Source organism: Tabrizicola sp., assembly GCF_030694085.1.
Classification (GTDB): Bacteria; Pseudomonadota; Alphaproteobacteria; order Rhodobacterales; family Rhodobacteraceae; genus Tabrizicola.
Genome location: NZ_JAUXZE010000009.1, coordinates 66842 through 88479, shown reverse-complemented (window position 1 = coordinate 88479; position 21638 = coordinate 66842). Strand labels below are relative to the sequence as shown.

General features: G+C 66.0%; 18 protein-coding genes, 1 pseudogene and 1 riboswitch. Of the genes and pseudogenes, 10 read left to right on the top strand and 9 right to left on the bottom strand.

The window, feature by feature from the left end; translation table 11 throughout:
- Positions 1–23: 23 nt before the first annotated feature.
- A riboswitch (TPP riboswitch) is annotated at positions 24–122 on the bottom strand.
- Positions 123–179: 57 nt separating this feature from the next.
- The 7 genes from Q8M85_RS01525 to Q8M85_RS01495 form a co-directional block, all read right to left on the bottom strand.
- Positions 180–947: a hypothetical protein gene (locus tag Q8M85_RS01525; RefSeq protein ID WP_305539365.1), complete on the bottom strand. Its 768-nt coding sequence runs from the start codon at positions 945–947 to the stop codon at positions 180–182.
- 15 nt (positions 948–962) lie between these two features.
- On the bottom strand, positions 963–1688 hold the full coding sequence (locus Q8M85_RS01520; RefSeq protein WP_305539363.1) for a HupE/UreJ family protein: 726 nt from the start codon (positions 1686–1688) through the stop codon (positions 963–965).
- A gap of 54 nt (positions 1689–1742) precedes the next feature.
- Positions 1743–2051 carry a hypothetical protein gene (locus Q8M85_RS01515; protein ID WP_305539362.1) on the bottom strand — a complete coding sequence of 103 codons (309 nt, stop codon included), beginning with the start codon at positions 2049–2051 and terminating at the stop codon, positions 1743–1745.
- A 124-nt stretch (positions 2052–2175) separates the two neighbouring features.
- Positions 2176–3966, bottom strand: a complete 1791-nt coding sequence (locus Q8M85_RS01510) for a glycosyltransferase family 2 protein (protein ID WP_305539360.1) — start codon at positions 3964–3966, stop codon at positions 2176–2178.
- Entirely contained in the window at positions 3963–4775 is an 813-nt protein-coding gene (locus Q8M85_RS01505; RefSeq protein ID WP_305539358.1) for a hypothetical protein, read from the bottom strand. Before Q8M85_RS01505 ends, Q8M85_RS01510 begins: the two co-directional genes overlap by 4 nt.
- A gap of 21 nt (positions 4776–4796) precedes the next feature.
- Complete coding sequence (locus Q8M85_RS01500) at positions 4797–5711, bottom strand: glycosyltransferase family 2 protein (RefSeq protein ID WP_305539356.1); 915 nt, start codon at positions 5709–5711, stop codon at positions 4797–4799.
- Between the two features lie 51 nt (positions 5712–5762).
- Complete coding sequence (locus tag Q8M85_RS01495; protein WP_305539354.1) at positions 5763–6467, bottom strand: YafY family protein; 705 nt, start codon at positions 6465–6467, stop codon at positions 5763–5765.
- Between the two features lie 69 nt (positions 6468–6536).
- Here Q8M85_RS01495 and Q8M85_RS01490 point away from each other — a divergent pair, with 69 nt between their 5' ends.
- The 4 genes and pseudogenes from Q8M85_RS01490 (at position 6537) to Q8M85_RS01475 (ending at position 10897) form a co-directional block, all read left to right on the top strand.
- A complete protein-coding gene (locus Q8M85_RS01490) occupies positions 6537–7160 on the top strand; it encodes a glutathione S-transferase family protein (RefSeq protein WP_305539352.1) in 624 nt (207 codons plus the stop codon).
- 300 nt (positions 7161–7460) lie between these two features.
- Positions 7461–8573 carry a ParB/RepB/Spo0J family partition protein gene (locus tag Q8M85_RS01485; RefSeq protein WP_305539350.1) on the top strand — a complete coding sequence of 371 codons (1113 nt, stop codon included), beginning with the start codon at positions 7461–7463 and terminating at the stop codon, positions 8571–8573.
- Positions 8574–8643: 70 nt separating this feature from the next.
- Positions 8644–8940 (top strand): annotated as a pseudogene (locus Q8M85_RS01480) (ABC transporter ATP-binding protein); the annotation flags it as partial.
- A gap of 1 nt (position 8941) precedes the next feature.
- Positions 8942–10897, top strand: a complete 1956-nt coding sequence (locus Q8M85_RS01475; protein WP_305539346.1) for a 3-hydroxyacyl-CoA dehydrogenase NAD-binding domain-containing protein — start codon at positions 8942–8944, stop codon at positions 10895–10897.
- Positions 10898–10922: 25 nt separating this feature from the next.
- Here the strand turns inward: Q8M85_RS01475 and Q8M85_RS01470 are convergent, their stop codons facing one another.
- The gene (locus Q8M85_RS01470) at positions 10923–11921 is read right to left on the bottom strand and encodes a cytochrome d ubiquinol oxidase subunit II (RefSeq protein ID WP_305539344.1); all 999 of its coding nucleotides are present in this window, start codon (positions 11919–11921) and stop codon (positions 10923–10925) included.
- A 5-nt stretch (positions 11922–11926) separates the two neighbouring features.
- The gene (locus Q8M85_RS01465) at positions 11927–13315 is read right to left on the bottom strand and encodes a cytochrome ubiquinol oxidase subunit I (protein ID WP_371135168.1); all 1389 of its coding nucleotides are present in this window, start codon (positions 13313–13315) and stop codon (positions 11927–11929) included.
- A gap of 606 nt (positions 13316–13921) precedes the next feature.
- Here Q8M85_RS01465 and Q8M85_RS01460 point away from each other — a divergent pair.
- The 6 genes from Q8M85_RS01460 (at position 13922) to Q8M85_RS01435 (ending at position 21637) form a co-directional block, all read left to right on the top strand.
- Positions 13922–14587, top strand: a complete 666-nt coding sequence (locus Q8M85_RS01460; RefSeq protein WP_305539340.1) for a response regulator transcription factor — start codon at positions 13922–13924, stop codon at positions 14585–14587.
- 285 nt (positions 14588–14872) lie between these two features.
- Positions 14873–16192 carry a nucleotide sugar dehydrogenase gene (locus tag Q8M85_RS01455; RefSeq protein WP_305539338.1) on the top strand — a complete coding sequence of 440 codons (1320 nt, stop codon included), beginning with the start codon at positions 14873–14875 and terminating at the stop codon, positions 16190–16192.
- On the top strand, positions 16192–17664 hold the full coding sequence (locus tag Q8M85_RS01450; RefSeq protein WP_305539336.1) for a glycosyltransferase: 1473 nt from the start codon (positions 16192–16194) through the stop codon (positions 17662–17664). Before Q8M85_RS01455 ends, Q8M85_RS01450 begins: the two co-directional genes overlap by 1 nt.
- Positions 17665–17688: 24 nt before the next feature.
- Positions 17689–18780, top strand: a complete 1092-nt coding sequence (locus tag Q8M85_RS01445; protein WP_305539334.1) for an HlyD family efflux transporter periplasmic adaptor subunit — start codon at positions 17689–17691, stop codon at positions 18778–18780.
- Entirely contained in the window at positions 18777–20213 is a 1437-nt protein-coding gene (locus Q8M85_RS01440) for a sugar phosphate nucleotidyltransferase (RefSeq protein WP_305539332.1), read from the top strand. The genes Q8M85_RS01445 and Q8M85_RS01440 overlap by 4 nt, the downstream gene beginning before the upstream one ends.
- Complete coding sequence (locus tag Q8M85_RS01435) at positions 20213–21637, top strand: right-handed parallel beta-helix repeat-containing protein (RefSeq protein ID WP_305539330.1); 1425 nt, start codon at positions 20213–20215, stop codon at positions 21635–21637. Before Q8M85_RS01440 ends, Q8M85_RS01435 begins: the two co-directional genes overlap by 1 nt.
- Position 21638 lies beyond the last annotated feature (1 nt).

The window sequence follows — 21638 nt, the reverse complement described above, 5'->3', positions numbered from 1 at the left end:
GTTGCGACGGAATGGTCGGGGATGGAGAACCCATGCACCTTCCCTCCGCCGGTATGATCCGGTTCAGGTTCGACGGGTTCGCTTTCGCATCTCAGCCGGTGACGGCTCCCCGAGGTAAGGGCGAACATAGGCGAATGGGGCCGGGGTGCAAGTGCCGATCTGCACCCCGGCCGGGCGGCTCACGGCGCGCGCAGTTCCTGGTAGTCGCCCCCCGTGCGAAGCGTCACCCTCACGGGCGCGTCGCTGCGGTTGCGCCAGAACCAGCCGTGGTTGCCGGTGAAGGCCGCGGTCAGCTCTCCGGTCTGTTCGGGAACGGCTCGGCCCTGTTCGTAGCTGAGCTTCTGCCCTCCGCCATCGCCGTGCAGGTCGAAGTTCACCACGCCGCCATTCGCCGTCCATTCGTAGCGGGCAGTCTGGCCTTCCTGCATCGCCAGCTTCACCTCGATCCCCTCGCCGGCGTTCAGGGTGTAGCTGACCTCGTCGCGCCAATCCGGGGTAGTGGCCCCGGCGACTGCCGCCTCGACAGGATCGGGGGGTGCCGCGATCGGGGTCTCGGGGGCCGAGGCCGCACTGCTGGGCGACGTGCCGATCACCGCCGCGATGGCTGCAAGCTGGGCGTCGATCCGGTCAAGTCGGGCAAGGATCTCGGGTGCGGCCACCACGGGCGCGGTCGGCACGGGGGCCGACGCTGCTGCGGTCATCGCATCTGCGTCGGCCTCGGCGGCAAGCTGCTGCTTGATCTCGCCCATTTCGGTCAATCCGGTCAGCCTGCCCATGCCCGTCGGGTCGATCCCGTATTCGGCCGGCAGCCAGAACAGGACAAGGACCGCTCCCGCGGCCCCCGCGGCAAGCAAGGTAGACCGGATCAGGCCACCGGGGGTGGCGGGGACCGTGTGAACGGCGGCGCGGGGCTCGGCCCGCAGCGAAGTGTCGTAACGACTGGTCATGGGATGCGCTCTCCTTCAGGCGACGAAGTAGCCGGTGATCTGCAGGCCCATCAGGGCAAAGCCAGCCACCATCATGAGGACATTCGCGGCATAGGCCTGCCGCGCGAAAGCCGGGCGCGCGCGCCACTGGCGCATCGCCAGAAGGATCAGCGCCAGTGCCATCAGCTGGCCGATCTCGACGCCCACATTGAAGGCGATGAGGTTGCCCAGAAGCCCGTCGGGCGAGATGTCATAGTCCTGAATCTTCGTCGCCAGACCGAAGCCGTGCAGAAGGCCGAAGATCAGCGTCGCGGCCTTGGTGTCGGGTTGGACGCCGAACCACAACCGGAAGGCGCCAAGGTTGTCCAGCGCCTTGTAGACCACCGAGAACGCGATGATGGCGTCAATGATGTAGGCGTTGATGGCGATCTGCCACCAGACACCGGCGATCATCGTGACCGAATGGCCGATGGCGAAAAGGCTGACACAGGTGGCGATGTCCTTCGCCTGGTAAAGAAAGAAGATCACTCCGGCAAGGAAGAGAAGGTGGTCATAGCCCGTCACCATATGCTTGGCACCGAGATAGATGAAGGCGATGGGGTGGGAGCCCGTCACCTCCTGGACATAGCCCGCGTCGCCTTCGGTGACGTTGTGGGCCAGCGCCGCTCCGGTGACAAGAAGGGTGCCAAGACAGCTGACAAGCGCCAGCAGCGCCTGCCAGGGCAAGGGGGGACGCCACTGCGCCCAAAGGGTGGATACCATGTGGTCTTTCCTGCGAGATGGGAACTGTCGGACCGCCCGCCTTGGGGCAGTGGCTCAGGTATTCATCGCACGGGGTGGCCGCCTGGGCCCGTCAGGCGGTGAGATGTCGGCCACCACGGCCGCCGAAAGGTCCCGGCGGCAGGGGTCCGTATGGACCTCGGCGCCCAGGCTGGTCAGCAAGGCGACGCTGACATGGTCATGGTCGTCGGCGTCGTGATTCGCCTCTGGATGGTGATGAACCAGATCAGCGGGATGGGCGTGGTGGTCCACCTCGGCGGCCTGTGTTCCCGGGCCGTGATGGGCGGTCTCGACCGCATGGGCAAGCGCCATCGCAAGCACCAGCGCCAGGCAAAGTGCCCGCATGATGCTCCATCTGGTCAGGATTGCCCGCATGGCCTGCCTTTCGGGGACGGTCTCCCCTGTTGTTCTTCTTCTGATCCGCCGGAAAGTAGGTCGTGCGGATGTTTCCCGTAAGCCAGGCGCAGGGTCATTCCCGGCGAAGATAGATCGTTCCGTTCGGCTCGCCGTTCATGTCCTCGGCGAAGCCCAGCTCGGTCAGGGCCGGGGCCAGCTTTGTGCGCGCGGCAGTCACCTCGGATGGGTCAAGGAACGGAACCAGGATGCGTCGGACACTGGTGAGGGAAGCCTCGCTGAACGCCTCGGCCGAGAGGAGCGGCCCGGAAAGGCGCAAGACCTCCGGTCGTGTGGCGGCAAGAAGCTTGTGCAGGCCGGACCAGACGCCCTCGGGGTTCAGCGTCGCCTGCGACCAGGAGATACCGGCCGCATCGGAAAAGTTCAGCGCGGCGATCCGACGCGACATCAGCAGCAGCGCGGGCCTTTCCTCGTGGATCGTCACCTGCAGGTCCGGGTTCGCGGCCTTGGCGCGCAAAGCGACGAAACCGATGCCGCAGTCCAGGTCAAGAAGCCGGGTGCAGCCGTTCAGGAACCCCGCGATGTTGCGCGCATGACGGCGATCGAATTTGCCGGACTTCAGCACCTCCATCGTCGCGGCGGTGAAGACGCGGGGGTCGAGCGGGATCTTCACCGTCTGGTTTTCGACCACCTCCAGCGGGATATCCGCCGACAAGTCCGCCGACCCCGAGACATAGGGCGAGGCAAAGGGCGAGCCCCAGCCGGGCGGCGGCGGGGTGCGGCGGTCTTCCTTGGGCAGGGCGTTGCGGCGCTGCTCCAGCTTGGTCTGGACCGCCTTGACCGCCTCCTTGTCGCGGAGCTTCGGCGGCTTGGCGACGACCTGACTTATAGGCACACTGGACCCGGCGACCAGGTCGTCGACCATCGTCTGATAGTCGGGCGAAAGCCGGATCTCTGCCAGTCGCGCCTCGGCCCGGGCATGGGCGGCCTCGTGCAGCTGGCGGACTTCGTCATCTTCCAGAAGTGCCGCCATGATGCCGTCACGCCGGTCGCGGTGGCGGGCAATCTTCACATCCTCGACCTCGTTCCGGTCCTGCAAGGACCAGTAGTCCGAGCCATACTTCGTGAGCTTGCCGTTGGCATTGCCGCGGAACTTGCGAAGCGTATAGGCGTCCATCGACTTGATGGCGTAGTGGTTGATCTGCGCCCAGTCGTAGCCAACGGTCCGGCGGATCGAGCGCCAGCCTCGGAATTTGAACCATTCCTCCAGGGGCCGCCCCGAGCCGTTCACCCAGTGCTGGCTGTCAGGGTAGTCCGTTTCGCGGAACTTCTCCTTGATCACCGGGCGGTGCATGCCCAGCCGCTGATGTTCGGCATCGAAGCGCAGCATGGTCTTGGTGCCCCAGCCCTTGTTCCAGAACTCGGGAGCGGCGCGGGTGAATTGGTCGGTGATCGGCTGACGCGACCAGTCGCGGACACCCGAGGACCCGAAGATGCGCCAGGTCATCACGATGGCATGGGCATCCATCGCGTTCAGGTCGGTGACCAGACCGTCCAGCGTGCCCGAGGGGTGGTTGATCACCATGAACTCGTCCGCGTCGATCACCAGCACCCAGTCCGAGTTGACGATCAGCGGCTCCTCGGCGGCGGCCTTCAGCATCGAAGGGTGCGGCTTCATCCCCTTGGGGATCACGTTGTCGCGGTGGTGGACCCCGGTGTCCATCGCCTCCAGCCGCTTCAGAAGCGTGTCGGTCCCGTCGGAACAGTCGTTGGTGTAGACCATCAGCTCGGTGAAGCCCAGGGCCAGATGGTGTGCCACCCATTCCACGACGAACGGACCTTCGTCCTTCATGGTGGAGAGGACCACCAGCGACCCATGCGGGCTGGTCTGGTGGGCGAAGCTCATTCTTCCAGCGCGGCGGTGGGGTCGATGTCCAGTTTCTCGCACATCCGGGCGATGTAGCTGCCCTTCAGGGGCGGGTTCTTGCGCCACCAGGGCCGGGCGGCGTTGGTGTAGATGTGGACCGAAAGGGTGGCGTCGGTGAAATGGCCTTCGACATTGGAATGAGGATCGTAGAAGACGTCATTCAGCTGGAAGGGCACGGGATACAGCGTGTCGGCGGTCATCGCCTTGTCGATGTCGCCTGTGACCTGCGCAAAGTGGGTAAAGGCCTGCGGGCCAAAGGCGGTGCGCTCGGTCTGGAAGATGCGGACCGCCTTGGGCAGCGAGCGGTCCAGCTTGTCCATCTTCTTCTTCTGGCGGTTGCCCCACCAGGCCGGGTAGTCCGGCAGGTTGTCGTAATAGTCGAGCAGGCTTTCGATCAGCTTGCCGGTATTGGGCATCGCCACCACGCCGCAGTTCAGCGCCCCCCGCATCCCGTGGCCGGCGTAGATATGCTCTTGCCCCTCGGGGAAGGGGCGGTAGCAGTAGGCGTCGCAGTCGATCCAGATCGCGCCGGTCTTGGCGATCATCCTGTAGCGGAAGACGTTCGACAGGAACGAGGCCGAGGTTTCGGCCACGATGGCGCGGTCGATCTCCATGATCTCGGACGCGGGGCGCACCTCGACCCCCTGCGGCACATTACGCACATGATCGGTGCAGTACAGCGTCACCGGATGGCCCATCACCAGGTGTGACTTCAGGCACAGCTGGTTCACGTAGTGCAGGTTTTCCCCAATCCAGAGCGAGGCGACGGGGCGGCGATTCAGTTCCATGATGGGGCCTTTGGCAAAGGGTCAGAAGACCGAGGCGAAACGTTCTGGCAGGCGGAATAGCGACTTGGTCCGGCCGCCGCCGAAGAAGGTGATCTTGCCGTCGTGCAGGTGCTGCTGTTCCTCGACCATCCGCTTGCGGAAATCGGGCAGCTCGGCGTCTTCACGGACGGCAACGCCCTTGGATAGCGCAAGGAAGGTTTCCAGATCCTTGCTCCAGGCCTTGCCCACTTCATCGGGGTTGCGGTCCCCGGCCATGATGGCGCGCATGTCCTTGCGGCCGGCAAGGCGTTCCGTGACCCTGTCGAAGTCGAAAAACCGCAGGTGGACCAGGTAGAGGTGCGGGTCCAGCACGCGGGGCTGGTGGCTGTTCGCGTGTCCGCCGATGGTGAAGCCGGTTTCCTTGCGCAGGACGCAAGGCTTTGCGTAATTCGCGTTGGCCCGGAACACCCGCCGCCGCGACAGGATCGGCGCGTCATCGGCCAGCGGTTCCGGCTCGGCTTCCGGGTTGTGGACCAGCTCGATCCCAAAGGGACACAGCGAGGCGGGGGCTTTCCTGGAGTTCGTGTAGCGGCCCAGGTAGGTCACAAGGTCCGGCGCGACATCGGGATCGACGATCACCACCTCGTCCACGTCCCCGACGATGAACCAGTTGTAATAGCGCAGCATCCCCGCCGAAAACTGAGAGTTGATGCCCCAGCGCCGCCTTTCCATCCGCCACAGCGTCGGGTCGCGTGGCAGCCGGATGACGTTGGCACCTTCGCAGATGCGGTCGTGCTCTGGGTCGCCGCCGTGGGACAGCACGTAAAGGTGTTCTCGCCCGAACTGGCGGCCGTAATAGTCGACCCAGCGCTGCAGGAAGTAATAGTCCTTGTAGACCATCGTCATGGCCCCGGCCGGCTTCTTGGTCGGATCAAGCGTGGCGGGGCTTTCGGACATCTGGGTTCCCTGAACGTGCGCCGGGACGCTATCACGCGGTTCCAAAGCCTTTCAAGCGCGGGCGGGGCGGCGGCCCTCGGTGCGCAGCTGGTCGATGAAGCTGCGCAACAGCGGCACCCGGCGGGGGCGGAAGCTTTCGTCGGTCAGGATGACCCGGTCCATCTGGTGCACCTTGAAGCGGCGGAAATCCTGGCGCAGGCAGCACCAGGCAAGGACCATGACCTCACGGTCCAGGAATACAGTGCCAAGTGGCCAGATCCGGCGGTCGGTCACCTGGCCCGACAGGTCGCGATAGGTCAGGTCCAGCGCGCGTTCCTCCCAGGCGGCCTCGCGCAGGGTCTGCATGTGCGGCGGCAAGGGCGCGCGGCGGTCGAAGCGGTAGGTCTGGGTCACGGCATGGATCGCCTGGCGCTGCACCCGGTCTGGCAGGGTGGCGATGATCTTCGCCTGGGCCTGGGCGGCAGCCCTTGCCAGCGCCGGGTCGCCTGCCATCGTCACCTCGGCAAGACCCAGGACCAGCGCCTCGACCTCCAGCCGGGTGAACATCTGCGGCGGCAGGGCAGGGTCCTCGGTCAGGGTATAGCCCGCCCCGGCCTCACCATCGATCAATGCTCCGGCAAGCCGCAAAGCCTGGATGTCGCGATAAAGGGTGCGTTCGGACACGCCCATCTCTTCGGCCAGCCGGGCGGCGGTGACCGGCTGAGGCAGCAGCCGGAAGGCGTTCAACAGGCGGAACAGGCGGTCGGACTTGGGCATCTGATCCTGACAGGTTCTGGCAGGAAGGAATGGTTACCCTTGTCCCATGAACAAGCAAAGGAGAAAGACATGCTGACCCTTTTTCATTCCCCCGAAAGCCGCTCGGTCGCGATCCTCTCGCTGATCGAGGAGATGGGCATCCAGGACTGGGTCACGGTGCGCACGGTGACGATCCCCCGCATGGACGGCTCGGGCGGTCGCGATCCCGCGAACCCGCATCCCGAGGGCAAGGTTCCGGCGCTGGTGCACGACGGGGTGGTTCTGACGGAACGCGCAGCGATCATCCTGCACCTGACCAGCCTTTTCCCTGACAGCGGCCTGGCGCCCAAGGTCGGCACCCCGGAGTGGGGGGCCTTCGCCACCTGGATGGCCTGGTATCAGGGCGTGCTGGAACCCGCCTTCATCCTGGAAGGCGCCGGCGTCTCGCACCCCTGGCTGACGGCGGCTATCCGCGACCACAAGACGGCGGTCGCGCGGCTGCGCGCGGCGCTGGAAACGGGGCCCTGGATCATGGGGGCGAAGTTCACCGCCGCGGACATCCTGCTGCACGGCCCCTATGCCTGGTTCCCCGAGGGCACTCCCGATGACCCGCTGATCCGCGACTGGGTCGACCGCTGCAAGGCGCGCGAGGCCAGCCGCAATGTTCGTGCCGAGGATGCCCGTCGCATGGCAACCCTGCACACGGCGGCGTGACCGCCATGCGATGACTGCCCGAACCGCAGCTTGACCTTCGCTCCGGTCCGGGCAGTCAGACCTTGCATCGACCTGGGGCGACCCGACCTTCCCCGCGGGGAAGATTGCTCGGCCCTGGGCCTGTGCCCCATCCCTTTGTGATGCCACCCCGGTCAAGACCCTTCACCGTGCGATGTTCGAAGCCTTCCGCAAGGTTTTCGCGCAAGACCTCGTGCCATGCGCGAGTCCCTGTCGGCCGCGCCCATCAGGAAACTTGCGTCAGCCCGTTGGCTGCCTGTGACAAGACCGGAAGGACCCGCCATGACCGAAAAACGCCGCGTGTTCGATACCCTCCTGCGCGAAGACCCCGGGGGTGCCGCAGACCAGACCTTCCCTGCGGGGAAGGTTTTCGACACACCGTCCCAGAGCGGGCCGACGGCAGCAGCAAGTGCAAGGACCATCTCCCCGGCCAACGAGCGGCTGAAGATCGAGGCGCAGGTCGGCCCCAGGGACGACACTCTGAGGCAGGACCATGTCCGGCTGAAGCGTCTGGGTCTGGTGGTCGAGCTGGTCGCTCTGGACCTGATCGAGATGCACAAGCTGGTCCGCGACCGCAGGAAGGCACCGGACTTCGAGCTTGCCGAGCTCAAGACCTCGATCACCGAGCTGGGCCTGTCGAACCCGATCCGGCTTGAGGCCCGTGCCGATGGCCGGTTCGAACTGATCCAGGGCTACCGCCGCCTGTCGGCCTACCGTCAGCTTCTGAAGGAGACAGGTGATGCCGACCGTTATGGCACGATCCCGGCTGCGGTAAGCCAGCCAGGTGACGACCTCGAGGCGCTTTACCGCAGGATGGTGGACGAGAACCTGGTGCGGAAGGACATCTCCTTTGCCGAGATGGCGATGCTTGCGCTGGACTACGCCGGCGATCCCGGAACTGCGGTCCATGACCCGGACAAGGCGGTGGCGGTCCTTTTCAGGTCAGCGAGCTACCAGAAGCGCAGCTACATTCGCAGTTTCCTGCCGCTGGTCGAACGGCTGGGCGGCGATCTGCTCTATCCCCAGGAGATCCCGCGCGCTCTTGGCCTGGCCCTGGCCCGACGGCTGGAAGAGGTCGATGGTCTGGCCTTGCTCATCCGGGGCGAGTTGAAGGGATGGGATCATCGCTCGGTCACTGACGAACTGACCATCCTGCGGCGCTTTGCCGACGAGACGGCCGAAAGCCGGTCCGGCACGCCTCATGCTGCGGCAACCGTCCGGCGCGACACGCCGGCCAAGGCGATGGCCAGCTTTTCGTTCGACCGCAAGACGGGTCGGGGCAAATGCGTCGCCGCCATCGGCAGGCTGGAGATACAGTTTGACCGCGACTTCACCGCCATCGACCGGCGCAGGCTGGAACAGGCCTTGCGCCTGATGCTGGATCAACTGGACTGATCGACCGACAGGTGACCGCCGTCTGGCGCAGCCCCCCGCAGGGTGGCAGATATTCAACACCCTGACAGTGTTGCTGGCGAAGGCTCGCGCGGTGACGGGTCGGTCGCCGTGTCTTTTGCGCGACGACTCCTCGATGGGTCTGGCACCGATCATCGTGGCCAGGCTATTCAATGTGGTGAAGGGGCTGAAGGTGCTGGACGTGACGGTGCTTCTGGTGGAACAGAACGCCTGTGGCGCGCTGAGGGTCGCGGACCGGGGCTATGTTATGAAGACGGGGCGGATCGCGATGGACCGACCCCTCGCCAAGCTGACCCCCGCCAAGCTGATCGCCGACCCGCGCCTTTGCGACGCTTACCTGGGGATTTGAGATGGCAGTCAACATCGACCGCGACGGCGACATCGCCATCGTCACCGTGGACAACCCGCCGGTGAACGCGCTTGGCCAGGCCCTGCGCCAGGGCCTGTGGGACGCGGTGGAGGGGCTGGACGCCGACGCGTCTGTCCGCGCTGTGGTGCTGATCTGCGCCGGGCGCACCTTCATCGCCGGCGCCGACGTGACCGAATTCGGCAAGCCCCCCATGCCCCCGCATCTGCCCGACCTCGTCGGCCGGTTGGAGCAGACCGCAAAGCCTTGGGTGGCCGCCATCCATGGCTCGGCTCTGGGCGGCGGGTTCGAGGTCGCGATGGGCTGCCGGTTCCGTGTCGCTTTGGACAGCGCCCTGGTGGGCCTGCCGGAAGTCACTCTCGGGATCGTCCCCGGAGCTTCGGGCACAGTCCGTACCCCGCGTCTGGCTGGCGTCGAAGCGGCTGTGGACCTGGTGACGACAGGCAAGCCGGTCAAGGCCGCCAAGGCGCTGGCGTTGGGTCTGGTGGACAAGGTCGTGACGGGCGAGCTGCGGGCAGAAGCCGTCACCTTCGCCCACGACGCCCTGACCCGGACCCTGCCGCAGCCAATTTCCGCCCGTCCCGTCACCTCACCCGACCCGGCCTGGTGGGACGCGCAGCGCCAGGCCATCGCCAAGCGCGCCAAGGGTGAAGTTGCCCCCCTCCGCGCGCTGGACTGCCTGCGGATGGCCGCCGAGAAGCCCTTTGCCGAAGCGATGGCCTTTGAGCGCGCGACCTTCCTTGACCTTCGCGCCTCGGATCAGGCCGCAGCCCTGCGCCATATCTTCTTCGCCGAACGCGCTGCCCCCCGACCCGCGCATCTGGCCGACGCCAAGCCGCGCGGGGTCCGATCCGCCGCAGTGATCGGTGGCGGCACGATGGGCGCGGGTATCGCCGCTGCCCTTCGCGATGCAGGCCTGCCCGTCACCCTGATCGAACGCGACGCCGAGGCGGTCAAGCGCGGCCTTTTGAACCTTCGCAACATCTTCGACGCCGCGGTCAAGCGGGGCAAGCTGACCGAGGCAGAGGCGCAGGCCCGGGTGAAGGATGTCTGCGCCGGCAGCGACTATAGCCTCTTGGCCGAGACCGACCTCGTGATCGAAGCTGTGTTCGAGGACCTTGCCGTCAAGCGCGCGGTCTTTGCCCGGCTGGGCCAGACCTGCCGTCCCGACGCAATCCTCGCCACCAACACCTCCTACCTCGACCCGCGTCTCATTGCCGAAGGCCTGCCGAATCCCGACCGCTTCATCGGCCTGCATTTCTTCAGCCCGGCCAACGTGATGAAGCTCCTGGAGATCGTTCCGACGCCCGCGACCTCACCCGCGACTCTGGCGACCGGCTTTGCGCTGGCCCGCAGCCTTGGCAAGATCCCTGTCCAGTCCGGGATCTGCGACGGCTTCATCGGCAACCGCATCCTGACACGCTACCGGGCCGAGGCGGAAATGCTGGTCCGCCAGGGCACGCCCATCGCCGCAATCGACGCCGCCATGCGCGGGTACGGCTTTGCAATGGGGCCATTCGAGGCACAGGATCTGGGCGGGCTCGACATCGCCTACCTGCAACGCGAAGCCGCGCGGTCGGCGGGTCAGGACGTGCCGGAAGCTTTGTGCGACATCCTTGTTCGCGCGGGGCGCAAGGGGCAGAAGACCGGCGCCGGCTGGTATGACTATGCGCCGGGCGACCGGGAGCCAACGCCCTCAGAGACCGTCGTTGCCTTGCTGGCCAATCGCCTTACCCCAGGCCCAAGCCTGAGTGCCGAAGACATTGCCGGCCGGTTGACGGCGGCGATGGTGGCCGAGGGCAAGGCGATCCTGGCCGAAGGCATCGCCCTGCGCGCGTCGGACATCGACCTGGTGGAAGTGCACGGCTACGGCTACCCGCGCTGGCGCGGCGGTCCGATGTTCGAGGCCGAGCGCATGGCATCGCAACGGTCTGTCTGAAGAGGTCACTTACAGCGAGCGGCGGTCAATCATAACGCAATGGCGTCGCCTTGCCGCGAAAGATCCAGTAGCTGAGGATCGAATAGGCCAGGATCGTCGGCAGCACGATCAGCGTGCCGACCAGGATGATCGCCAGCGACTCGGGTGCGCTTGCCGCCTCGTAGATCGTGATCGCCTCGGGCACGATGAAGGGATAGAAGCTGTAGGCCATCCCGGCGAAGCCCAGCACGAAAAGCGCGATCGAGGCGGCAAATGGGACCCAGGCGAAACGGTCCCCCGCCATCGGCAGGCGGCGAAGCTTCCACCAGATCAGCCCGACCAACAGCCCCGACAGCGCGGGAAGCGGCGACAGATACAGGATCTGCGGCAGGCCGAACCATTTGTCGAAAATCCGCTGGGACACGAACGGCGTGGCAAGCGAGATCGCTCCCATCCCCAGCACGACGCCCCAGATGCCGCCCTGCGACCACTCCACGGCTTTCTTCTGCAACGGGCCTTCCGTCTTGGCGATCAGCCAGGTCGCGCCGATGAAGCTGTAGGCCACGGTCAGGAAGACCGCCGTGATCAGGGCAAAGCCGACATGCCACCAGGTGTAGCTGAGGCCCATGATGTACAGCCCCAGCATGAAGCCCTGCGACAGGCCGGTCATCAGGCTGCCAGTGAAGAAGGCACCATCCCAGGCGCGCTTGTGCTTGAGCGGAGCCTTGGCGCGGAACTCGAACGCGACGCCGCGCAGGATCAGCCCGACCAGCATTACCGCCACGGGCAGGTAAAGCTGCGTCAGGATCGCGCCATGCGCCACCGGGAAGGCGACAAGGAGAAGCCCGATGGCCAGCACCAGCCAGGTCTCGTTCGCGTCCCAGAACGGGCCGATGCTGGCGACCATCGTGTCGCGGTCGTCCGGCGTGGCGAAGGGGAACAGGATGCCCACGCCAAGGTCGAACCCGTCAAGGACGACGTAGATCAGGATCGACAGGCCCAGAAGGGCGGCGAAGATGAAGGGCAGGTCCAGGCTGGCGAACATCTCTGCTACTCCGCCGGCACGGCCATCGCTTCGCCGCCCTTCACCCGTTCGTCCTTGGGCAGGGGTTCGCCGCGGGCAGCCTTGCGGGCCATGTAGGTGATGACCCCCATGTAGGCCAGGATCAGACCGGCATAGACGGCCAGATAAACCAGCAGCGTCGTCAGCACCATCGGCGCGGGCACATCGGCCACGGCGGCCTTGGTGCTGAGCACGCCCTGCACCAGCCAGGGCTGGCGGCCGATCTCGGTCGTGTACCAGCCCGCCAGCGTGGCGATCCAGCCCGAGAAGGCAAGCCCCGACATCCCGTAAAGGTACAGCCGCGGCATCGCGTCCACTCCGCGCCGCCACAAGAGAAAGGCACCCGTCCAGCTGGCCAGCAGCATCAGCATGCCGACGCCCACCATGATGCGGAAGGACCAGAAGACAGGGGCCACGGGGGGGTGCATAACCTCGCCCTCGGCGGTGACGAAGTCGTTCAGGCCGGGCACGATACCAGCAGGGTCGTGCTTCAGGATGATCGACGCGAGGCTGGGGATGCCGATCTCGAAATGATTGGTCCGGGCCGCTTCGTCGGGCAGCGCGAACAGCAGCAGCGGCACGTGGCCTTGCGTTTCCCAGTTGCCCTCCATCGCGGCCACCTTCTGCGGCTGATGCTCCAGCGTGTTCAGCCCGTGCATGTCGCCCATCAGGATCTGCACCGGGATCAGCACCGCGCCCAGGATGACGCCCACCCGAAAGGTCGAACGCACGCTGGCGCTGCGGTCGTTCATCAACAGGCGAAGCGCACTGATCCCGGCAAGCAGGAAGGCCACGGTCAGGCCGCTGGCCAAAAGCATGTGGCCAAGACGGTAGGGCATCGAGGGGTTGAAGATGATCGCCCACCAGTCGGTCGCATGCACGATGCCATCGCGCAGCTCATATCCCTGCGGCGTGTGCATCCAGCTGTTCAGGACCAGGATCCAGAACGCCGACATGGTGGTGCCGAAGGCGACAAGGCCGGTGGCCAGAGTGTGCAACCAGCCCGGCACCCGGCTTGCGCCGAACAGCATGATGCCCAGGAAGACCGCCTCAAGAAAGAAGGCCGTCAGCACCTCGTAGGCCAGCAGCGGCCCGGCGACGTTGCCGACCGTCTCCATGAAGCCGGGCCAGTTGGTGCCGAACTGGAAGGACATGGTGATGCCCGACACGACACCCAGCGCGAAGGTCAGGGCGAAGACCTTGACCCAGAACATGTAGGCCTCGGCCCACTTGCGGTCCCGGGTCGCGTTGAAGCGCAGCTTGAAGAACAGAAGCACCCAGCCCAGAGCGATGGTGATCGTCGGAAACAGGATGTGGAACGAGATGTTTGCCCCGAACTGGATTCGGGAAAGCAGAAGAGTGTCCATCGTTACCATCGCTTCTGTAACACGCCGACATCAGGCCGGTCAGGCAAGTATATGGCTCGGGTTGTGCGAAATGCTATTGGGGCGCGGCGGCGCGCCGCAGGTTGAATGGCTGGACGGAAGGCGATCTGAAGACGCCGGGGGGACAAGTGGTCGCGTCTCACAGATCAATGGCTTGGGCCGGATACCATAGGTCCGACGTCGACGATCCCGGCACGAATTCCGTCGGCCAGAGGGTATGGCTTTGGCGGCACGCAGCGCGACGGCAATGCGCCTGTCTCACAAGCGTCGCAAGTTCGGCCAACGACCGCGCAGCCACGGCTTCGAAAACAATCGCTTGTATTGTTTGATCCGGCTACGGGAAACGCCTTGAAGTGATCAAGACCTGTCCGAAAGGACGCTTCGGCTGCCAAGATGCGCCGGTTTTCGGGACATTCCGCCGACCCGACCACAGGATCGGCGGAAAGCTGCTTTGGCACCCCCTTTGCGGCGTGGGCGTGCAACTTGCAGAGGAACAATCCCGACAGCATCGCGTTGACCGGCCAGGAATGGGACCCAGGGGAACATCAGACGTGGGACACTTGGAACTTGCACAGTCGCATGCGCAGGAGGGCAGCGATGTCCGCGCCTGACCGTCTGAGCATCGCGATCATCGACGCCAATCCGCTGCTTGCAGACGGAATTGCCGCTCTGCTGACGCAGGACGACGGCTTTGCTGCCCGCACCGTCTTTCTGGGTTCCAAACCCGGCGAGACCGCTCCGGGCGGCTTCGATGTAATCATCATCGATCCGGCCCAGGTCAAGGTCACCCCCGCCCAGCTGGCGCGCGATCTGTGCGGGAGGGGTGGGGCTATGGTGGCCTATTGCAGTTCCCTGTCGGAACAACTGGCACATGACTGCATCGTCGCCGGCTTCCAAGGCGTCCTGCCCAAGACAGTGTCCTTCGACGTGCTGAAGATCGCTTTGGCCACCACAGCCCGGGGCGGAATCTTCATCGACAAGGCTTTCGCGGCGGCGATCGCGCCCAGACCGGGCGCCGAAGACCCGCCCAGCCAGCCTGCCCAGGACCGTCGGCTGTCCGAGCGCGAGATGTTCGTGCTGAAATCGGTGGCACATGGCAAGTCGCTGAAAGAGATCGGTCGGGAACTGGATCTCTCATCCAAGACGATCGAGACGTACAAGGCCCGCGGCACCAGCAAACTGAACCTGACGGGCCGCCGCCAGATCGTGGAGTTCGCCATCGCCCAGGGATGGGTGGACGGGACCTCGCTCACCGCCGGCTGAGAAAAGCGTCGGCTTTCAAGGGGATCGGAAAACCGCCTGTTCGGGCGGCTACGCCATCTTCGCACTTGCAGAAACTCCTGTCAGGAAAATCCTTACATCGCCGGTTTAGCCTGACAGGATCACCCCGCACTGTAGGGGTCATTCCTGACAAAACACCCCGAAAACCGGGGTTTTTCCCTGACTTTCCGCAGGATCGAGACCGTGCCTACCCTGTTTGCGGGATGCTGCACTGCTGCATGCGGTGTGGGGAATTGCGGTCTGACGACCGGGGAAAAGGATTGGGTAATGGCACGACTTGCAGTGTTTGGAATCGGCTATGTCGGAGTGGTCTCTGCAGCCTGTCTGGCCCGGGACGGCCACCAGGTCATCGCGGTGGACGTCGATCCGGCCAGGGTGGCGGCGATCAACGAGGGGCGCTCGCCCATCGTGGAAAAGGGCCTGCCCGAACTGATCGCAAAGGTGGTGGCCGAGGGTCGGCTGACTGCCACGACCAATGCCGGGGAAGCGGTCCATGCAACCGATGCTTCCTTCGTCTGCGTCGGTACGCCCAGCGCGGCGGATCACTCCATCGGGCTGACCTACGTCACCGCAGTCTGCGAGGACATTGGCCGGGCATTGGCGACCCATCCGGGGTTCCACTCGGTCATCCTGCGCTCGACCATCGTTCCGGGCACCACGGAACGGGTCTGCATCCCGATCCTGGAGCAGGCTTCGGGCAAGATTGCGGGGCAGGGCTTCGGCGTTGGGTATTACCCCGAGTTCCTGCGCGAAAGCACCGCGATCCAGGACTATGGTGATCCGGGCCTGATCGTCTTCGGGGCACTGGACTCGGCCACCGGGGCGCTCTTGACCTCGCTGAACCGCGACCTGCCGTGCGAAACGCACCTCGTCGATCTGCCGACCGCCGAGATGGTGAAATACACGTCGAACGCCTGGCGGGCGGTGAAGGTCAGCTTCGCGAACGAGATCGGGAACATTGCCAAGGCTGCCGGGTTGGATGGCCAGCGGGTCATGTCGATCCTGTGTTCGGATCACAAGGTTTCGATGAGCCCCTATTTCCTGCGTCCCGGCTTCGCCTTTGGCGGGTCCTGCCTGCCGAAGGACGTCCGCGCGCTGCGGGCGTTTGCGGCGGACCGCAAGGTCGCCTCGCCGCTGCTGGACGCGGTGCTGGTGGCTAACGCGGCGCAGATCCAGCGGGCGGAAGACATGATCCACGCCTCGGGCAAGACCCGGGTCGGGATGGTCGGCATCAGTTTCAAGCCGGGGACCGACGACCTGCGGGAAAGCCCGCTGGCAGAGCTTGCCACCCGTCTGATCGGGCGGGGCATGGAGTTGTCGGTCTACGACCCCTTTGTGCAAGAGGCTTTCGCCAACGACAACACGGCCGTCGGACGGGGTCTGGAAAAGGACATCGCGCTGGGCAGTCGGCTGGTGGGGTCCATCGACGAGCTGATCGCTGGCTCGGATATCGTGCTGGTTGGCAATCGCTATGACGAGGCGGTCCGGCCCCTGCAGGCCGCGCTGGGCAACCGCCCGATGGTCGACCTGACCCGGATCACTCCGGGCCAGCGGTCCGAAGGCAGCTACGTGGGGATCTGCTGGTGATGAGCCGCCTGTCCCTGATCCTTGGTCACGCGCTTTACCTGGCGGTGCTGGCGCTTCTGGTGCTGAGCATCCCGCCGGGCGCGCTGGGCCATGTCTCGGACGGGCTGATCGTCGTCGGCGTGGTCGGGGCCTGGCGCTATGGCTGGGCCCTTGTCAACTACCTGCGGGCGCTGGCCTATACCCGCTTTGCCTATCCCCGCCTTAAGGCGCGGGCGCAGGCGGCCCATGCGGCGGAACCCGTCCACGGGCACGCCTACTTCCTGGTCACCAGCTACAAGATCGACACCGACACCTCCCGCCGTGTCTATCAGGCGCTGTTCCGCGCGGCAGCGGCAGCCAAGGGCGGGGCAACCATCGTCGCATCGGTCGTCGACACCTCGGACCTGAGGCTGATCCGGCGCATCCATGCCCTGATGGACGTGCCGATGGATGGGGTCGAGCTGATCATCGACCAGATCCCCGGCACCGGCAAGCGTGACGCCCTGGCGCGGTCCCTGCGGCTGATCGGTCGGCGGGCTCCCTCACGCCGGGATGTCCTGCTGCTGGTCGACGGCGACAGTTGCGTGCCCGAGGATATCGTTGCCGCCTCGGCCCCCTTCTTCACCGATCCCACCGTCGGTGCGCTGACCACGGACGAGGCCGCCGAGATCCGGCCCGGCCTCTTTGCCGACTGGTTTGCCCTGCGCTTCACCCAGCGGCAGATGATGATGAGCTCGATGGGTCTGTCCGGGCGCGTGCTGACCTTGACCGGGCGGATGTCGGTCTTCCGCGCCGACCTGGCCACGCAGCCCGACTTCGTCCGCATGGTGCAGCACGACCACATCGATCACTGGCGGCTGGGGCGCGTCGATTTCCTGACTGGCGACGACAAGTCGACCTGGTTCTGGTTGCTGCAACGTGGCTACCGGATGCTGTATCTGCCCGATGTCACCTCTGTCTCGATGGAGACACAGCCGCTGCCTGGCTTCATGGACAGCGCGGTCACCCTGATGATCCGCTGGTTCGGCAACATGCTGCGCACCAATGGCCGCGCCCTGTCGCTGGGGCCTCGTCGGATCGGGCTTTTCACCTGGTGGTCGATACTGGATCAGAAGCTGGGGATATGGACCACGCTTGCCGGGCCGATCTCGGTCGTGCTGGCGGCCCTGTTCATCGAGCCGCTGGTCATCCCCGCCTACATCGCCTGGGTCATGGCAACCCGCTATATCTTCTGCTGGGTGCTGGCGACCGTCCGGGGACGGGGCTTCCCGATCAGCTATCCTGTCCTGCTGTATTTCGGCCAGATCGTCGGCGCAGCGGTGAAAAGCTATGTGCTTTTCCGCCTGGATCGCCAGCGCTGGACCCGGCAATCCACCGCCTTCGCGGCCCCCGCCCTTGGCGACCGCCTGCGCGCCTTCGGCTCGGCCTATGTCCACCTCCTTGCCCTCGGCTGGCTGACCTTCGGGGTCATGCTTCTGTCGGGGCTTGTCTGAAACCCGTCTGGAAAGGACCGTCCCTTGGACCAAGCGATCACATCTTCGACCCGCCAAAGTCCGGCAGCCGTCACCTGGGGCGGCCCGGCCGACCATCCGATGCTGGACATCCCCTTCCATGTCGAGATCGACGGGCGGCAATACAGGGGTCGCGAAATCTCGCTGGTCCGCGCGACGATCAGCGGGTTGATCGACCCCCACATGCAGGGGCTGGAGCGGCTGGCCTGGGTCGTCTTCCGCTTTCAGGGCTACACCGTCGGCCTGTCCATCGAGGTCCGGGTCGAGGATGCGGACGCGGCCAATGGCTCGGCGGCGCTGATGTTCCTGGAACCGATGGGCGAGCATCTGCCGCAGCTGCGTCACCTGATGAACTCGTACATCGCGGGCGACCTGGTCACCCTGGGCAATGTGCTGACGGTGCGCCCACCATCCGGGGCGAAACCCAAGGGGACCCAGGTGCCGGTGCGGCGGTTGCGCAAGTTTGGCGGCACGCTCCTGCTCCTGGCGCTGACAGCCCTTCTGTTGGGTCTGGTCGGCACCAAGGTCTTTCAGCGTGTCTTTACCTACCGGCTGGCAACGCCCGCCGTCGTGGGCTTCGAAGGGCGCACGCTGGCGGCGACCGCCACGGGTCAGATCGACTTTCTGGACCCCGAGGCCAAGGCAGGCGAGGTCGCCTATGCGATCCGGTCGAACACCGGGCAGGCCCTGTCCGTGGTGATGCCATGCGACTGTCGGGTCGAGGTGCTGGGGGTCGAGGCGGGGTCTACCGTCTTTGCGGGCGATCCCGTGCTGCGGGTGTCCAACCCGGACGCTCCGCTGGTGCTGACCGGAACCGTCCTGCCGGAAGAGCTGATTGACCTGGCCCAGGCCAGCGCGGTCGAGCTGCGCTTTGCCGATGGCCAGGAGGTCACGGCCCGTCTTGCCCCCGGCGGCCTTGGCTCTGCCGCGCCGGGTCAGCCGGTGCCGTTCCGACTGACGCCCGACCAGCCGCTGGCCCAGGACCGCACCGGACAGCTGGCCGAAGTCACCCTGCGGCGCCCGCTTCCCGGCCTGGTTCGGCCGCTTGCCACCTATGCCGACACTCTCACCTCCGCAACAAAGGCAGACTCGCCATGACACAGTCCATCACTCCCGTTGTGCTTTGCGGTGGCATGGGCTCTCGCCTGTGGCCGATGAGCCGGATCGAGCAGCCGAAGCAGTTCCAGCCGACCCTGGGCAAGGGCAGCCTGACCTATTTCCAGGCCACCCTTCAGCGCCATCGCGGCCCGGATTTCGCCGAGCCGATCGTGGTCACAAATGCGGGCCAGGCGGCGCTGGTTCACCGGCAACTGGACGAGGTTCAGCTTCAGGGGCGGGTGATCGGCGAGCCGGTTGGTCGCAACACCGGCCCGGCCGTGCTGGCCGCAGCACTTTGTGCGTATCGGGACGACCCGGAGGCGATGATCCTTGTCCTGCCCTCGGACCACATGATCAAGGGCGACATCAACCGCATCATCCGGGCCATGCGCCCGGCGGCCGATGACGGGCGGATCATCAGCTTCGGCGTCCACCCGACCTATCCCGAGACCGGCTACGGCTACCTCACCGACGGTGGGGTCGTGGCGGACTATCCCGGACTGCACCAGGTGGCGCAGTTCGTGGAAAAGCCGGGCTACGACCACGCCCAACGACTGATCCAGGCAGGCGGGGTCTTCTGGGCCTCGGGCATCAGCCTGATGCGGGCCGAGACGCTGATTGATGAGTTCCGCCGCCTGGACCCGGTCACCCATGCAGCGGTGACGGGTGCGCTAGACGGGGCCGAGCTGCGGACGCTGGGCATCCTTCTGGACGAGGCCAGCTTCCGCCAGGCGGCGAACGAGCCGACCGAGCGTCAGGTGTTCGAGCGCACGCCCGCCATCGCGCTGGCCCCCTTGCACGGGGTGGAATGGGACGACGTCGGCGCCTGGAATGCGGTCTACCAGATCTCGGACCGCGATGGGGACGGCAACGTCCTGCATGGCGACGTGATCGCGATGAACACCAAGAATTCGCTGGTGCAAAGCGAAACGCGCCTGGTTGCCGTGATCGGGATGCAGGACACGGTGGTGATCGACACCCCCGACGCCGTTCTGGTGACCAAGCGGTCGAACTCGCAGGACGTCAAGCAGCTGGTGGACCGGCTGAAGGCCAGCCAGCGCCGCGAGGTCCGCACCCACACCACGCGCGAAATGCCCTGGGGCCGGATCGAGACTGTTGCGACCGACATGGGCAACGACATGCGGATCATGACGGTGCAACGGAAGGCATCGGTCCAGGTGAACGGGACGGGGGTGGGACCAAGCCTGCTGACTGTCCTTTCAGGCGAGGGGCGCTGCCTGATCGACGGGCGCGAAGTGACGGTGCGGCGCGGTCAGACAGTCGCGATCGACCCCGACGAGGCTTTGCCGCTGACCAACCCGACCGAGGGCGACCTGAAGCTGGTGCACCTGGTTTTCCGGGGCGGGGCAGACTTCGGCGGCCTTGGGCACGATCTCATCATGGCCTCCGACCGTCTGCCGGAGGCGATCTGATGCGGCTCTTGCCGTCCATTCTCGCCGTGCTGTTGCTGGCCGGCCCCCTTTCGGCCCAGCCGGACGCGATCCTGCACGGGGCGATTGCTCGGGTGCTGAAGGCGGGTGCGGACCGCGAGGTGCTGGCGGTGCTGGCCGGCCGGCTGGCTGGAGGGCTGGAACTGGCTGACGTGCCGAAAGCCTCGCCCGTTGCGGGGGGGCCGATGAAGGTGCTGGAGGGGGATGTTCAGGCCGCGCTGACCCAGCTGTCGATCCTGGCGGGCGGCAACGGGCATCTGTCGCTGCAACTGGCGCAAGCCAGCGCGACGGATGTGATCTACCTTCTGTCCGGCACCGCGACCCTGCCCGAGCTGGAAGCCGCAGGCTTCCTTCAGCGCCGGACGAACGGCTGGCGACTGTCGCGGCCGTTGGTCCTGTGGCCCGGCGCGACGCTGGTGCTGTCGAAGGGCGATCTTCTGGAACTGGACACCGCCGCCGGGGCCTTCGTTCTGAGCTTCGGTGACGTCCACCTTGCCGGCGCGACACTGCGCGGCGATACGGGGCAGAACGCCCGGGTGCCGACCTTCCGGCCGTTCCTCCTGGTCACGGGTCAGGGCAGCTTCCGGGCTGAACGGTCGACTTTTGCCGACCTTGGCTTCGCCGGACCTGTGGCGTTCCGGGGCGTCTCGGTCCTGACCGGCGGGTTGATGAAACCGTCCAGCGCGCCGGTCGTGACCCGCAGCCGGTTCCAGGACGTCTACAGCCTGTCCTTCGAGGGCGCGGACGGCATGGTCGTGACCCGCAACCGCTTTTCTGGCGCGGGTGCTGCGGCGGTTTCGGTCAAGGATGGGCGCGGCGTCGTGCTGTCCGGGAACCGGATCACCGGAACCGACAGCGGCGCGGGCATCCGCCTGTCGGGCATGCTGGAAGATGTGGTCATCGCGGGCAACGTGATCGCCGATGGCGGCCGGAACGGGTTGCAGATCGATGGCAAGACCCTTCGTCTGGGCCTGCGGGCCAATGTCATCCTGAACAACGCCGGGTCCGGCATCAGCCTTGGCCCGGCCACTTGCGTCGCGGTGCAGGGCAACATCATCGCCGGAAACGGCACGGCGGGTCTGCGCCTGACCCGGACAGGCGCGGCGCGGGTGGCCGATAACGCCATTACCGGCAACGGCTCGGCCGGGATCGAGGTCCAGGCGCAGTCGGGCCTTGGGCCGGTCCTGATGTCCGACAACCGCCTCAGCGGCAACCGCGAGGGCCTGCGTGCGGCCGGTCTGGGCGAAGTGCGCCTCGCGGGCAACGACCTGAGCGACCAGACCCCGCGCCAGTTTGCCGGGGACTTCTCACCCTGGCTGGGGGCCTATCTCGGCGCGGGATCAGCCTTCGTCATTCCCGCTGTAGCCAAAGCCTCTGCCCCCCCTGTTCCCTGTCAGCCGGAGTAGA

Coding starts and splice junctions, on each gene's coding strand:
- Q8M85_RS01450 (WP_305539336.1), top strand. CDS start 16,192: ATGAGCCGCCTGTCCCTGATCCTTGGTCACGCGCTTTACCTGGCGGTG.
- Q8M85_RS01520 (WP_305539363.1), bottom strand. CDS start 1,688: ATGGTATCCACCCTTTGGGCGCAGTGGCGTCCCCCCTTGCCCTGGCAG.
- Q8M85_RS01460 (WP_305539340.1), top strand. CDS start 13,922: ATGTCCGCGCCTGACCGTCTGAGCATCGCGATCATCGACGCCAATCCG.
- Q8M85_RS01465 (WP_371135168.1), bottom strand. CDS start 13,315: ATGGTAACGATGGACACTCTTCTGCTTTCCCGAATCCAGTTCGGGGCA.
- Q8M85_RS01435 (WP_305539330.1), top strand. CDS start 20,213: ATGCGGCTCTTGCCGTCCATTCTCGCCGTGCTGTTGCTGGCCGGCCCC.
- Q8M85_RS01525 (WP_305539365.1), bottom strand. CDS start 947: ATGACCAGTCGTTACGACACTTCGCTGCGGGCCGAGCCCCGCGCCGCC.
- Q8M85_RS01505 (WP_305539358.1), bottom strand. CDS start 4,775: ATGGAACTGAATCGCCGCCCCGTCGCCTCGCTCTGGATTGGGGAAAAC.
- Q8M85_RS01515 (WP_305539362.1), bottom strand. CDS start 2,051: ATGCGGGCACTTTGCCTGGCGCTGGTGCTTGCGATGGCGCTTGCCCAT.
- Q8M85_RS01510 (WP_305539360.1), bottom strand. CDS start 3,966: ATGAGCTTCGCCCACCAGACCAGCCCGCATGGGTCGCTGGTGGTCCTC.
- Q8M85_RS01455 (WP_305539338.1), top strand. CDS start 14,873: ATGGCACGACTTGCAGTGTTTGGAATCGGCTATGTCGGAGTGGTCTCT.
- Q8M85_RS01490 (WP_305539352.1), top strand. CDS start 6,537: ATGCTGACCCTTTTTCATTCCCCCGAAAGCCGCTCGGTCGCGATCCTC.
- Q8M85_RS01475 (WP_305539346.1), top strand. CDS start 8,942: ATGGCAGTCAACATCGACCGCGACGGCGACATCGCCATCGTCACCGTG.
- Q8M85_RS01500 (WP_305539356.1), bottom strand. CDS start 5,711: ATGTCCGAAAGCCCCGCCACGCTTGATCCGACCAAGAAGCCGGCCGGG.
- Q8M85_RS01470 (WP_305539344.1), bottom strand. CDS start 11,921: ATGTTCGCCAGCCTGGACCTGCCCTTCATCTTCGCCGCCCTTCTGGGC.
- Q8M85_RS01440 (WP_305539332.1), top strand. CDS start 18,777: ATGACACAGTCCATCACTCCCGTTGTGCTTTGCGGTGGCATGGGCTCT.
- Q8M85_RS01485 (WP_305539350.1), top strand. CDS start 7,461: ATGACCGAAAAACGCCGCGTGTTCGATACCCTCCTGCGCGAAGACCCC.
- Q8M85_RS01495 (WP_305539354.1), bottom strand. CDS start 6,467: ATGCCCAAGTCCGACCGCCTGTTCCGCCTGTTGAACGCCTTCCGGCTG.